13 protein-coding genes are annotated in these 13,561 nt (G+C 55.7%); 6 read left to right on the forward strand and 7 right to left on the reverse strand.

Annotated features, from left to right (window positions below):
• Positions 1–114: 114 nt before the first annotated feature.
• Together A6R74_RS04580 and ugpC are read left to right on the forward strand one after the other, a co-directional pair.
• A complete protein-coding gene (locus tag A6R74_RS04580; RefSeq protein ID WP_064233280.1) occupies positions 115–1,809 on the forward strand; it encodes an alpha-glucosidase in 1,695 nt (564 codons plus the stop codon).
• Positions 1,797–2,915 (forward strand): sn-glycerol-3-phosphate ABC transporter ATP-binding protein UgpC, encoded by a 1,119-nt coding sequence (gene ugpC / locus A6R74_RS04585; protein ID WP_064233281.1) that lies wholly within the window; start codon positions 1,797–1,799, stop codon positions 2,913–2,915. Before A6R74_RS04580 ends, ugpC begins: the two co-directional genes overlap by 13 nt.
• Here ugpC and A6R74_RS04590 read toward each other — a convergent pair.
• Both A6R74_RS04590 and A6R74_RS04595 read right to left on the reverse strand, forming a co-directional pair.
• Positions 2,902–3,684: an SDR family NAD(P)-dependent oxidoreductase gene (locus tag A6R74_RS04590; protein ID WP_064233282.1), complete on the reverse strand. Its 783-nt coding sequence runs from the start codon at positions 3,682–3,684 to the stop codon at positions 2,902–2,904. The two genes, ugpC and A6R74_RS04590, sit on opposite strands and share 14 nt — an antisense overlap.
• A 75-nt stretch (positions 3,685–3,759) precedes the next feature.
• Positions 3,760–4,878, reverse strand: a complete 1,119-nt coding sequence (locus A6R74_RS04595) for an NADH:flavin oxidoreductase (RefSeq protein ID WP_064233283.1) — start codon at positions 4,876–4,878, stop codon at positions 3,760–3,762.
• A gap of 125 nt (positions 4,879–5,003) precedes the next feature.
• Here A6R74_RS04595 and A6R74_RS04600 point away from each other — a divergent pair, with 125 nt between their 5' ends.
• From A6R74_RS04600 to A6R74_RS04615, 4 genes are all read left to right on the forward strand, one after another.
• Positions 5,004–5,570 carry a TetR/AcrR family transcriptional regulator gene (locus A6R74_RS04600; RefSeq protein ID WP_064233284.1) on the forward strand — a complete coding sequence of 189 codons (567 nt, stop codon included), beginning with the start codon at positions 5,004–5,006 and terminating at the stop codon, positions 5,568–5,570.
• Between the two features lie 182 nt (positions 5,571–5,752).
• Positions 5,753–6,274: a DUF3455 domain-containing protein gene (locus A6R74_RS04605; protein ID WP_064233285.1), complete on the forward strand. Its 522-nt coding sequence runs from the start codon at positions 5,753–5,755 to the stop codon at positions 6,272–6,274.
• Between the two features lie 118 nt (positions 6,275–6,392).
• The gene (locus A6R74_RS04610; protein WP_240488174.1) at positions 6,393–6,959 is read left to right on the forward strand and encodes a sigma-70 family RNA polymerase sigma factor; all 567 of its coding nucleotides are present in this window, start codon (positions 6,393–6,395) and stop codon (positions 6,957–6,959) included.
• Complete coding sequence (locus A6R74_RS04615) at positions 6,956–7,705, forward strand: anti-sigma factor (RefSeq protein ID WP_064233287.1); 750 nt, start codon at positions 6,956–6,958, stop codon at positions 7,703–7,705. The genes A6R74_RS04610 and A6R74_RS04615 overlap by 4 nt, the downstream gene beginning before the upstream one ends.
• Positions 7,706–7,735: 30 nt before the next feature.
• Here A6R74_RS04615 and trkA read toward each other — a convergent pair whose 3' ends face one another.
• From trkA to malG, 5 genes are all read right to left on the reverse strand, one after another.
• Positions 7,736–9,109, reverse strand: a complete 1,374-nt coding sequence (gene trkA, locus A6R74_RS04620; protein WP_064233288.1) for a Trk system potassium transporter TrkA — start codon at positions 9,107–9,109, stop codon at positions 7,736–7,738.
• Positions 9,106–9,828 (reverse strand): response regulator, encoded by a 723-nt coding sequence (locus A6R74_RS04625; protein WP_064233289.1) that lies wholly within the window; start codon positions 9,826–9,828, stop codon positions 9,106–9,108. The genes trkA and A6R74_RS04625 overlap by 4 nt, the downstream gene beginning before the upstream one ends.
• Entirely contained in the window at positions 9,818–10,963 is a 1,146-nt protein-coding gene (locus A6R74_RS04630; RefSeq protein WP_064233290.1) for a sensor histidine kinase, read from the reverse strand. Before A6R74_RS04630 ends, A6R74_RS04625 begins: the two co-directional genes overlap by 11 nt.
• A gap of 27 nt (positions 10,964–10,990) precedes the next feature.
• Positions 10,991–12,481, reverse strand: coding sequence for a TrkH family potassium uptake protein (locus A6R74_RS04635; protein ID WP_064233291.1), 1,491 nt, complete (start codon positions 12,479–12,481; stop codon positions 10,991–10,993).
• A 181-nt stretch (positions 12,482–12,662) separates the two neighbouring features.
• Positions 12,663–13,553, reverse strand: a complete 891-nt coding sequence (gene malG, locus A6R74_RS04640) for a maltose ABC transporter permease MalG (RefSeq protein ID WP_064233292.1) — start codon at positions 13,551–13,553, stop codon at positions 12,663–12,665.
• Between the last annotated feature and the right edge of the window lie 8 nt (positions 13,554–13,561).

Genomic DNA, 13,561 nt, shown 5'->3' on the forward strand with positions numbered 1-13,561 from the left:
CCCAGAGTCACCCTGGGGGGAGGATTTTATCTTGTGAGCAACCCTGCATCATGCCAAGTAACCAGCAAGAACTATGGCAAGGACTATGACAAGAACTATGGCAAGGACAAAACAATGATGCAGACACCCTCTACTTCCCACTACGTTGGCAGCCAAGGGGCCGACTGGTGGCGCGGCGCAGTGATTTATCAAATCTACCCGCGCAGCTTTATGGACAGCAACGGCGACGGCATTGGCGACTTAAAAGGCGTGATCGACAAGCTCGATTACATCGCCTCGCTTAACGTCGATGCGATTTGGCTTTCGCCGTTCTTTACCTCACCGATGAAAGACTTTGGCTACGACATCAGCAACTATCGCGATGTTGATCCGATGTTTGGCACCCTGGAGGATTTCGACCGTTTAGTTGAGGGTGCCCATGCCAGAGGGCTAAAAGTCACCATCGATCAAGTCATGTCGCACACTGCCGATCAGCATGCCTGGTTTGAAGAAAGCCGCCAAAGTCGCGATAACCCCAAAGCCGACTGGTACGTGTGGGCCGACCCGAAACCCGATGGCGCGCCGCCCACTAACTGGCAATCCGTATTTGGCGGCAGCGCCTGGCAGTGGGACACCCGGCGCTGCCAGTATTACCTGCATAACTTTCTGGTCAGCCAGCCGGATCTAAACTTCCGCACCCCAGCGGTGGTGGATGCCATGCTGGATGAAGTGCGCTTCTGGCTAGAGCGGGGCGTAGATGGCTTCCGGCTGGATGCGGTTAACTTCTGCACCCATGGCGAGCTAAAGGATAACCCGCCGCGCCAGGAAATTACCGAAAGTTTTCTAGGCGTTCGCCCCGACAATCCCTACGGTTACCAGCTCCACCAGTACGACAAAACCCAGCCGGAAAACCTTGCGTTTCTGGAGCGGCTGCGCGCTCTGCTGGATGAGTACCCCGGCACCACCAGCGTGGGCGAAGTCGGCGATGACGACGCGCTGGGCGTGATGGCGGAGTACTCCCAGGGCGGCAAGCGGCTGCACATGTGCTACTCGTTCAACCTGCTCACCGATAAAGCCGACCCCGGCTACTTGCACGAAACGCTAACTGAAATGGAAGCACGTATTGGCGATGGCTGGCCCTGCTGGGCGCTGGGCAATCACGATGTCACACGGCTGGCGACCCGCTGGCAGGCGGAAGGGCAGCTCGATAAGCTGCGCCTTTATATGGTGTTTCTACTCACCCAGCGCGGTAGCGTCTGCCTTTACCAGGGTGAAGAGTTGGGCTTGCCCGAAGCTCAGCTAACGTTTGAACAGTTGGTTGACCCTGCGGGTATTACCTTCTGGCCCGCTTATAAAGGCCGAGACGGCTGCCGAACGCCGCATCCATGGCAGGCGGACGCTCGCCATGCAGGCTTCAGCAGCGCCACACCTTGGCTACCGGTGCCTGATGCTCAGGCTAGCCTCGCCGTTGACCAGCAAGATAACGATACTGAATCATTGTTCAATGCCTACCGTGATTTTTTAGCCTTCCGCCGTACTCAGCCTGCGCTGGTAAAAGGCGATGTGCTCTACCACCCTGTACGTGATGAAGTGCTTTGCCTGGAGCGCACCTACCAACAAACGCGCTTACTGATTGCGCTCAATTTTAGCGGCCAAACGGTTACCCGCGCAGCACCCGAGGGTACTGAAGCCATCGCCGGTGCTCCCATGTGGCTTAACAGTGAGTGGCAAGAGGGCGCGCTGACGCTACCTCAACTGTCCCTTCCTCCCTATGGCGTGGCGATTGCCCGTTGCCCGCAATCCCAGGAGGACGCGCCATGGGACGTTTAACCCTAAGCGGTATTGGTAAATCTTTTGATGGCGTGGAAATCTCCCGGGATATCGATCTCACCATTGAAGACGGCGAGTTTGTAGTCTTTGTTGGCCCCTCCGGCTGCGGAAAGTCCACGCTGCTGCGTATGATTGCCGGCCTGGAAGATATCAGCGAAGGGGATATGCAGCTGGATGGCCAGCGGATCAACGAAATTCCGCCCCAGGAGCGGGACATCGGCATGGTATTCCAATCTTACGCGCTCTACCCGCATATGAGCGTGGCAGAGAACATGGCGTTTGGCCTGAAGCTGGCGCGGACTGACAAGGCGGAGATTCGCCGGCGAGTCCAGCATGCCGCTGAGATGCTGCACCTTACTGAGCTGTTGGAGCGTAAGCCCAAAGACCTCTCCGGTGGCCAGCGTCAGCGGGTAGCTATTGGCCGAACCCTGGTAAAAGAACCAGCAGTGTTTCTATTTGATGAACCGCTCTCTAACCTGGATGCCGCGCTGCGGGTAGATATGCGGGTGCAGATCGCCGCGCTGCATAAACGCTTGAACGCTACCATGATCTACGTAACCCATGATCAGGTAGAGGCGATGACCCTAGCTGACCGCATTGTGTTGCTATCCAAGGGCCGTATTGCCCAGGTGGGTGCGCCGCTGTCGCTTTATCACTTTCCCAATACCTTAGAGGTGGCTGAGTTTATCGGCTCACCGCGGATTAATACCTTCCCAGTGACGGTAGTAGACCCTGGCGATCGCCAAACGGTGGTGCGCCTGGATAGTGGCGACACCCTAGCGGTGGCGGTTAATGGCCAACACCTTCACTCAGGCGAGAGCGCCACACTGGGATTGCGAGCAGAAGACTTTGTCGCCCCCGATCAGGCCGAAGCCACGTTAGGCGCTACCTTGATGGTGGCAGAGAAGCTGGGCTATGAGACCCTCGCTCATTGGCAGGTGGCAGGTATCGACACTCCCTTAACCCAGCGCCTGGACGGCTTAACGCAACTAACCGAAGGTCAAACGGTCGCTTTGGGCTTAGCGGGCCAGCACTGTCATCTTTTTGATCAGCAGGGCAATGCCTGCCCTCGGCAGGTGGTGGTCGATGGGGTTAGCCATTCATGATCTTGGACAAAAGGGCTTGGTGAATTCTGCGCGGTGTCGCCCACATAAGGACGACGTTCATTTTATTGGCCAAGCCCGCGACTACGCTAATTCGGCCAGCATCCAGTGCTTGAATGCCAGCCCGAACGACGGGAGGTGCTGGCATCATGATTGAGCGCAGCATTGGCGTCATGCGTTGACCAGCGTTGCTGACAAAACCGGTGTCGCTCAGCCCTGGGCACAGGGTGGTTACGGTGACATTGTCGCGCTTGAATTCGCGATGTAAGGCTTCACCAAAGCGAAGTACATATGACTTGGCGGCGGAGTACACGGCATAATTCTCAACTCCTTGGTAGGCTAGAATGCTGGCAATTTGCAAAATCTGCCCCCGCTTGCGCGTTCGCATATCCTGACCAAAGACCTGAGTCATCGCCGTGAGGCTGGCGATATCCAGCTGAATCATCGACATCGTGGCGTCCAGCGGGCTGTCCAGAAACGGCCCCTGCAGGCCATGCCCTGCATTATTGATCAGCACGTCCACTTCAACGCTCTGTTCGGTGAGGCGCGCATGAAGGTCGGTGATGGCAGCGATGTTGGACAGGTCAACCTGTTCCACTAGTACGTCGACTTTATATTGCTCGCGCAGAGTGACGGCTAAGGCTTCTAGCCGATCCAGTCGACGTGCGACTAGCACCAGGCGATGGCCGCGTTTTGCGTACTGTTTGGCAAACTCTTCGCCGAAGCCGCTCGACGCGCCGGTAATAAGCACGGTGGATTGGGGGGTAGTCATGGAGTTTTCCTTGAATCAAGGTAATCATCTTGGCGTGCGCTGTAGGCAAGGTTGCTTAACGCACGCCGTCAACGTTTAGGCCAGTGAAGCCAGGTCTTCTGCGGCGAAGCCGCGCAATTCCTGTAGCTGTCCTGTGCGCACTTTGTTAACCCACTGAGGATCTGAGATCAGCACCCGGCCCACGGCGATCAGGTCGAACTCTTCCCGCTCCATTCGCGCATGTAAGCTGTCGAGCGCCGCAGCACCGGAACCGACACCGCCGAAGGCGCCGAAGAAGTCTGAATCCAGTCCCACCGATCCCACACTAATGGTCGCCGCCCCCGTCAATTTCTTCGCCCAGCCAGCAAAGTTCAGGCCTTCGGCACCATCTATTTCTGCGAACTCAGGTTCCCAAAAGCGTCGCTGTGAGCAGTGGAGAATATCGACCCCTGCTTCTACCAGCGGGGCGAGCCACTCGGTCATCTCTTGTGGTGAAGTAGCCAAGCGGGCGCTGTAGTCCTGCTGCTTCCACTGGCTTACGCGCAGAATCAGCGGGAAGTCTGGCCCAACGGCAACACGTACAGCACGCACAATCTCTGCCGCGAACCTTGAGCGCTCGCCGATGGTGGCGCCGCCAAAAGCATCGTTACGGGTATTGGTGCCGGGCCAGAAAAATTGGTCGATCAAATAACCATGGGCACCGTGCAACTCGAGGGTGTCAAAGCCCAAGCGCTTTGCATCCAAGGCAGCACTGGCGAAGGCCGCAACGCTGTCGGCAATATCCTCTTCGCTCATCGCAACGCCGTGTGGAGTGGCCGGGCTCACTAACCCTGAAGGACTTTCCGCTGGGCCGTCGGGCTGCCACCCCTGCGCTTCCTGTGGCACTGGGATTGAGCCGGTATGCCACAGCTGCGGGCCAATCAGGCCACCGACGGCATGCACGGCGTTGGCAACTTCCGCCCAACCGGCCAGGGCAGGCTCGCTATGAAACAGCGGAATGCCTGGCATATTGCGCGCCGCTGGTCGGTTGACCACGGTGCCTTCAGTAAGGATCAAGCCCACACCGCCGATGGCACGACGTCGGTAATATTCCGCTTGTGACGCGCCGGGGATACCGCCTTCGGCCATCGCCCGGGTCATCGGTGCCATGACGATGCGGTTTGGCAGTGTCAGGCCTTTTAAAGTGAAGGGGGTAAATAGAATATCGTTGGACATGGATGTTTCTCCTGGTGAATGAAATCAATAATGATGATCAACATCTAAAAAGTCAATATCTTTGATTATGGTCAACATCAATGTAGGATATGCGTCTGGTTCATAAGCAACCTAGAGGTTCTTAAATGAAGGTCACCAAAGCGCAGGCTCAGGAAAATCGGGCACGCATTGTTGAGACGGCGGCAACGCTGTTTCGCGAGCGGGGCTATGACGGCGTAGGGATTGCTGAATTGATGGCGGCTGCTGGTTTTACCCATGGGGGGTTCTACAAGCACTTTCGCTCTAAGGCTGACCTAATGGCAGAAGCGGCCGCCTGCGGTATGGCACAGCAAGTGGCGAACAGTGGCGACACCGATCTGGTTGAATTTGTCACTCATTACTTGTCCCGTGAACATCGCGATGACCGCGGTGCGGGCTGTACCATGGCTGCTCTCAGTGGTGATGCCGCGCGACAGTCGGGGGATGTCAAAACGATGTTTGCAGACGGTATCGAACGCAGCATTGCTGAATTTCAGCGCCAAGACGCAGCGTCGGGTGGGCTCAGCCAAGACCAAGCGCGGGCAAAAATGATCGCTACCTTTGCGCATGTGGTGGGAGCGCTGGTGATGTCACGTGCCTGCCCAGATGACTCGCCGCTGGCCGATGAGATTCTGCAAGTGTGCTGCGAGCAGATACTTACCGCACACAAATAGAACAAGCCGATTAACAGCATTAGTCCTTAACACGGCCAAGCGCTTGCTATGAATGCGACAGCATTACGGCGTAAGCGCTGAAATATTTTTTAAAAGAGTGCATCCAAAACGTCTCCTCGCGGGTATTCCCTATACAGCTGCTATTGATGGCGGCTGATAACAACCCTTTTAGGAGACTGAAAATGACCATTCATCATCTAACGCGGGCTACCCTGGCCGCCACTCTGATTGCATCCTTCAGTCATGCCGCACTGGCCGAGACGCCTGCGGATGTTCAAGTACCGGACGGCAACACCGTTGCGCTCGAAACCGTCGGCGTTGGTGCAATCACTTATATGTGTGAAATGAACGACGAAGACACCATGGCTTGGGTTTTTAAAGGCCCGCACGCTGCGCTCAATGATAGCGACGGCAGCCAGGTTGGCAGTTACTACGGTCCGCCCGCCACCTGGGAAGCGTTGGATGGTTCAAAAATCACTGGCACTCAGCTAGCCACGGCTGCCAATGGTGATGGCAATATTCCGCTCCAGCTTGTTGAAGCTAATCCTGCTGAAGGAGAAGGCGCAATGTCTGGGGTTAGTTACATTCAGCGCTTGAACACCCAGGGTGGCGTTGCCCCTGATGTGGCCTGCGATATGGATCACAACGGTGCCACTGCTGTCGTTACCTACCAGGCCGATTACATCTTCTGGACAGCTGAATAAGTCAACGTAAGCGCTAATGCCGCTGGGGGCTCGTTTGTCGAGCCCCCAGCGGCTATGCTGTCTTCGAGAACGACGACTGGCGTCGGTGCCGTCAACAGGGAGCTGAAGTTTGACTGACGTGTCTTCAGAGTTTGATTACGCTGCGGCAATAGCCAACTGTGCCCGTGGCGAGCATGACGCCTTGCACCAACTCTACGTTCATGAGGGTGCTCGACTATTAGGTGTTGTGGTAAGAATCGTTAAAGATCGTGGTATGGCAGAAGATATTGTCCACGATGCCTGCCTCAATATTTGGCAACGTGCAGACAGTTTTGACCCTGATAAAGGCTCTGCACGCGCATGGATATTTAGTGTGGCACGCCACTTGGCACTTAATGCCATCCGGTACCGTGACCGGGAAGTCACTTTTGATAGTACTTTTGATAGCAATGATCCGACCGAGTTAGACCACCCAGAACATTTCCAGCACGCGACGGTTGCCGAAGACACCTTTGATTGGCAGACCGGCCAGCGAATGGATAGCTGTTTAGAACAACTTGAACCAGAGCGGCGTAACTGCGTACTTCACGCCTATGTTGATGGTCTTAGCCACGCGCAAATTTCAGCGCATACCGGGGCGCCGCTGGGCACCGTTAAAGCCTGGATCAAACGCAGTTTGCAGCGCCTAAGGGAGTGTATGACATGACTCGCCCCAGTCAGCACGAACCAGAACAAGACGATGATCATGCCTTGGCGGGTGAATACGTGCTGGGTACGCTGTTGCTAGAGCAGCGCAAAGCGCTGGAAGCGCGGTTGCCCAATGAGCCTGAGTTGCAAAAAGCGGTGATGGCGTGGGAGGAGCGTTTCTTACCCTATACCGCTATCGCCGAGCCGGTAACGCCTTCTGATTATTTATGGCCGCGCATTGAGCGCAGCTTAAAAGCACGCGAGACGTCCGTTAAACGGGCTGGATCGGCTATTGCGCAGCCAAGACCCGGTCGCATGCTACACAGCTTGCCACTTTGGCGGAGCGCTGCCGGGTTTGGCTTAGCAGCGGCGTTAATGATGGGTGTGATGCTGGCAAACGAAGTCACCAAGCCGACAATTCCCACTACGCCTGAGTACATGGTGGTGCTACTTGCCCCGCAAACGCAGTCAGCGGGTTGGGTGGTGCAAGCCTCATCGCGGCAGGAAATCGAGCTTATTCCGCTGGGTACGTTCGAAGTGCCTGAAGGTAAAGCGCTAGAGTTCTGGACTAAAGCGGATGAGTGGCAGGCACCGGTATCGCTGGGTTTAGTGGAGCCAGGCCAGCCGATCCGGATGCGCTTAGACCAATTGCCGCCGCTGGAAGATAACCAGCTGTTTGAGCTAACGCTGGAAGACGAAGCCGGTTCGGCCACCGGCTTGCCTACAGGCCCCATTGAGTTTATTGGCCGGGCGGTCGAGATTTAACCTGCGTCAAAGCGGCTGTTTAGCGCGGCTTTAAAAAAATGATAAACCGACTTGGAACAGGCGCTCCACATCGCGAATGCGGCGTTTATCAACCACAAATAGAATCACATGGTCGCCGCTTTCTACCTTGACGTCGCCGTGAGCAATTATTACCTCTTTGCCGCGCACAATCGCACCAATGGTCGTGCCGTCGGGCAGGTCGACCTCGCGAATCGTACGGCCCACCACTTTAGACGACTGCTTATCACCGTGGGCGATAGCCTCTATGGCTTCGGCGGCACCCCGGCGCAGCGAGTGAACGTTAACAATATCGCCGCGGCGTACATGGGTCAGCAAGCTGCCGATGGTGGCCTGCTGGGGCGAGATGGCAATATCGATCTCGCCACCTTGAACCAAGTCGACGTAGGCGGCGTTGTTAATCAGCGTGAGCACTTTCTTGGCGCCTAAGCGCTTGGCGAGCAGCGACGACATGATATTAACCTCGTCGTCGTTGGTCAGCGCACAGAAGATATCGCACTCTTCGATGTTCTCTTCTTCCAGCAAACGCTTGCTGGTGGCGCTGCCATGGAGCACGACGGTGCGATCCAGCCGTTCTGAGAGTGTGGTGCAGCGCTCCAGGCTGTGTTCGATGATTTTGACCTGGTGGCTGTGCTCCAAATGCTCCGCCAGCCGCTCACCGATATTGCCACCCCCGGCAATCACCACTCGACGGAAGTCCCGCTCCACCCGGCGCAGTTCGCTCATCACCGCACGAATATCCCGCCGGGCGGCGAGGAAAAACACTTCATCGTCAGCTTCGATGACCGTATCGCCACGGGGAAGAATTGGTCGATTACGCCGGTAGATCGCCGCCACTCGGGTATCCACGTTGGGCATATGGCGGCGCAGAAAGGCCAAGTCCTGGCCCACCAGCGGGCCGCCGTAGAAGGCTTTTACCGCCACCAGCTGTACCAAACCCCCGGCAAACTCCAATACCTGCAGGGCGCCGGGGTGCTCGATCAGACGGCGCACATGGTCGGTCACTACCTGCTCGGGGCTGATCAGTACATCAATGGGAATGGCTTCGTGGGCAAACAGCCCTTTGCGGGTTAAATACGCCGTGGCGCGCACCCGGGCGATCTTGGTGGGGGTGCGAAACAGCGTATGGGCAACCTGACAGGCGATCATATTGATCTCATCGCTGCTGGTCACGGCAATCAACATATCAGCGTCTTCGCAGCCAGCCTGGCGCAGCACAATCGGGTAAGAGCCCGCCCCAGTAACGGTGCGGATGTCGATTTTGGTGTGCAGCTCACGCAGTTTTTTGGCGTCAGTATCAATGACGGTGATGTCGTTTTCCTCGCGGGCGAGGTGCTCAGCCAGTGTGCCGCCGACCTGGCCGGCGCCGAGAATGATGATTTTCATAGGGTCTTGTCCTCACTGTCGGGCTCAAGAAAGAGTCGGTAACCGATGCCGGGCTCGGTTTGTAATAGGGTCGGTGACTGAGGGTCGTCGCCCAGTTTTTGACGCAGCTTGCTCACCACGATGCGCAAATAGTGAGTATCTTCCTGGTGGGTCGGGCCCCATACCTGGCGCAATAGCTGAGTCTGCGTAACCACACGCCCAGCGGAGGCAACAAGCTTGGCTAGAACGGCGAACTCTTTAGGCGTCAGACGAATAGCCTCGCCGTGCAAGCTCACTTGATAAGCGGCCAGGTCGACCATCAAACCGCCGTGTTGGAAGCGCTGAACGCTTGGGCTGGCGCGTCGCCTTAATAGGGCTCGAATACGGGCCAGCAACTCTTGAATGCCGAAGGGCTTGGTGACGTAGTCGCTTGCACCATTATCTAGAGCACGCACTTTTTCAGTCTCATGACCACGCACTGACACAATGATCACGGGTATCTCGCTGTGCTGGCGGATCGCATCAAGTACCTGCTGACCATCCATATCCGGCAAACCAAGATCCAGCAAAACGATGTCGGCACAAGGCGTGAGGGCCGTCGCATTGAGTTTTTTCAGCCCTTCGCGACCACTGGCCGCCTCAATCACCTGAAAGCCTTGTGAAGTGAGGCTGATACGTAAAAAGTGGCGAATGTGTGGCTCGTCATCAATGACTAGGACGCGCGCTGGATTAGTGGTCATCCTCGGCCTCTTTGCTGGCTGCCGATAGCGGCAGCGTCATGGTAATTCTGGTGCCAGCACCGTCAGGCCCCGGGCTTGCGTGAATTTGACCCGCATGGGCGCCAAGCACCCCCCGACAAATTGCCAGTCCCAGGCCGCTACCGTGCAGGCTGCGGTCTCCTTCGTTACCGGTGACAAACATATCGAACACGCGCTCGCGCAGGGCTGCGGGTATGCCAGGGCCTTGGTCGCTAACCGAAAACTGCAGGACGGGATGATCTCCGCCGCTGTTTTCATCGCTACACTGGGCTTCAATAGTGATACGGCCATTGAGGGGTGAGAAGCGCGCCGCGTTTTCAAGTACGTTGACCAACGCTTGCTCGATCAGGGCGGGGTTAACGTAAAGTAGCGGTAAATTATTAGGCCAGTTTTTGGCTACCTGAAAGCCTTCAAGGGCACTGCCTAAGCGCTTTAGCGCTGAGGTGACTAAATCATCAAAGGCTACCCAGTCACGCTCAATTCTCATGTCGCCATGGCCTAATCGGGTCATATCCAACAAATTTTGAATGTAGCGGTTTAGGCGTTCGCTTTCGCTTAGCACACCATCTAATAACGCAAATCGATCCTGCTGGCTAAGCTGTGCATCCAGTGTGCGCAGTGAGCTGGCTGCACCAATAATCGACGCTAGTGGAGTACGCAGGTCGTGGGAAACCGACGATAGCAGCGCTGAGCGCAATCTCTCCTGCTCTTCAGCCAAGCGAGCGGCGCTAAGCTCCAGCAGGCGTTGGCGGCTGTCACCAGCGAGCTTGCCAACTACCAATGCGACTAATAGAAAGAAAAGCAGCGTTAGCAGTTGCTCTTGCTCCTCAACGGCTAATGAAAAGTGCGGAACGGTGAAGCAAAAATTAAATGTCAGAAAGCCCAGTGCAGCACTGAGCAGCGCCGCGTAGCTCCCCGCTAACACGGCGCTGGCGAGAACCGCGGTAAGAAAAATCAGCGAAAGATTGGCTAAGGCTAACCAGGTATACAGCCCCCAGGCGATCAACAGCGCGACAAACGTACTCGCCAGCGCGATCACAATTTCTGACAGCAGGGGTAAGCGCAGTTGAACCGCAAACTGCTCAGCAGGTTTGAACATCGATTTTCTAAGTGTCATGACACGATTGCCCTTCAAAATGATTGGCTAGCGCCGCCAGAACATCGGAGTGAGCAGCACCACGACGGTGAGTATTTCTAATCGGCCCATCAGCATGCCAATGCATAACAGCCACTTCGCCGCGTCGGGTAGCGAGGCAAAGTTACCTGCGGGGCCGATGATATCGCCTAACCCCGGCCCCACATTAGTGACCGCCGTAGCGGCTCCGGAAAGGGCGGTGACTAAGTCCAATCCCAAGGCTGAAAGGCTTAGCGCCAGAGCTGCTATGGTGATAAAGAAGAAGAAAGAGAAGGCCACCACGCTGCGCGAAATATCGCTGGTGACCGGCTGCTGGTTATAGCGCGTAGTAAACACGCCATTGGCATGGATGAGATACCGCAACTGGTTAAGCAGCATCAAAGAGGCAATTTGAAACCGGAATATCTTCATCCCGCCACTGGTTGAACCGCTGCAACCGCCGACAAAGGTAAGGTAGAAAAAAGCCACCACCGGCAGCGACCCCCACTGGGTGTAGTCATCAGACGCATAGCCCGTGGTGGTCACCACTGAAATGATGTTAAAGGTGACGTGGGTAAGCGATTCAAACCAATTGTCGCCCTGGATGATGCGCCAGACACTGAGTAACAAAACCGCCGCCATCAGAAGCTTTAACAGCCCGAGTACCTGCTGATCTTTCCATAGCGCACTGTGCGATCCGCGTAAAAAACGGATATACAGCACAAAGGGAAGCGCGCCGCTGAGCATAAAAAAGCTGGCCATCCAGAGTAACCACGGCTGCTCGCTATAGGCGCCAAAGGAGGCATCAGAATTGGCAAAACCGCCGGTGGAAAGCGAGGTCATGCCGTGTACGGTGGCGTCCAGTAGCGTCATGCCGCCAAACCAATAGCTGCCAATGGCGACGAGTGTAAGACTGACATAGATCGTTAGCGTCGCTTTAGCGATACCGCCAGTGCGTGGCATGACTTTATCCGACCAGTCAGATGACTCAGTATGAAACAAACGCATACCGCCGACTTTAAGAAACGGCAAAATGGCAATGCCCATCACGATAATGCCGATGCCGCCCATCCACTGCATCAGCCCTCGCCATAGCTTCAAGCCATCGGAAAAGTGCTCAATGCCGACCAGAATGGTAGACCCCGTCGTGGTAATCGCCGATACCGATTCAAACACCGCATTGGTAAAGGTTAACTGAGGCGCACCAAGCACTAGTGGCAGACTGGCAAAACCGCTGATAGTGACCCAGCTGGCGGTGGTAAGAATAAACATCTGCCAAGGCTTTAGTTCCAGCGCTGCGCGATAGGTGAATAGCCAAGTCAGCGTCGCGGCGCCAAGTATCATCAAAATGGATATACCGAAGGCGAGCGCGTCAGGGTCTTGCTCGATCAGCAGCACAATGAAAGGCACCAGCATAAACAGCGCAAGCACAATCCAGAGAATCGAAATGATTTTAAAAACAGGCGCCCAGTGCCGATACACATCTCTGCTGCGATAAAACCATGGTGTGAATGGAGTCATATGCCCAGCTCGCCATTGAGTATTCTTAATATCCGCTATGACACCATGAGCTTGTATAAAAAGTCTGTAAAAAAGCCGATTAAAATAAAAACTCCCAGCGAGTTGCTGGGAGCGGAGGAGTGCCTAGTAAGGAGCTATTTTGGTGAATTCAGGATTTAACTGTTGGTATATTTAACTGCGTTTACCCTTTCACACCCCCTGCCGTTAAACCACCAATAATCCAGCGCTGGCAGATCAAAAACGCTACGGTAATCGGTAGGCCGGAAAGCACGGCGGCAGCGGCAAAGTTGCCCCAGCGCTGGTTGTGGTCGGCAAGATACTGCTGAGCCCCGACAGCCAGGGTGAGTTTGTGCTCATCCACCAGCAACACCGAGGCCATGGGGTACTCCATAATGCTCATCACAAACGCCAGAATGAATACGACCATCAATATGGGGATGGAAAGCGGCAGCAAAATATAACGAAACGCCTGCCAAGTACTGGCTCCATCGACCATTGCGGCCTCTTCAAGCGACCCATCGATTGATTCGAAGTAGCCTTTGATTGTCCAGATATGCAGGGCCACTGCGCCCAAGGAAGCCACAATTAACGCGCCGTGAGTATTAATGCCTAACCAGCCCACAAACTGTCCTAGTCGATCAAATAGCGCGTAGAGTGCCACCAGCGAAAGCACTGCAGGGAACATCTGGAAAATCAGCATGCCTTTCAACAGCGGCTCCTTGCCCTTAAAGCGCATGCGGGCAAAGGCGTAGGCACTGGTGGTTGCTAACATAAGAATCAATACTGACGATACCACCGCCACTTTGATCGAGTTCCATAGCCACAGCAGCACCGGGAAGGGCGGCTGGACAATGCTGCCGTCTGGCCGCTCCCAGGGAATACCCAGCGCCAGCGACCAGTGCTCTAACGAGAAGCGCTCGGGTATCAAACTGCCCGAGGCAAAGTTGCCCTCACGGAACGAAATTGAAATTACCAGCAGCAGCGGAAACACGATCAGCGACACAAAGCCAATCAATGCCAAGTGTGCTCCCAGGCGGCGGGCGCCAATCGAGCGGGGTTGAACCATCGCCATGAGAAACC

The sequence above is a fragment of the Halomonas sp. ALS9 genome (assembly GCF_001651035.1).
Lineage (GTDB): Bacteria > Pseudomonadota > Gammaproteobacteria > Pseudomonadales > Halomonadaceae > Vreelandella.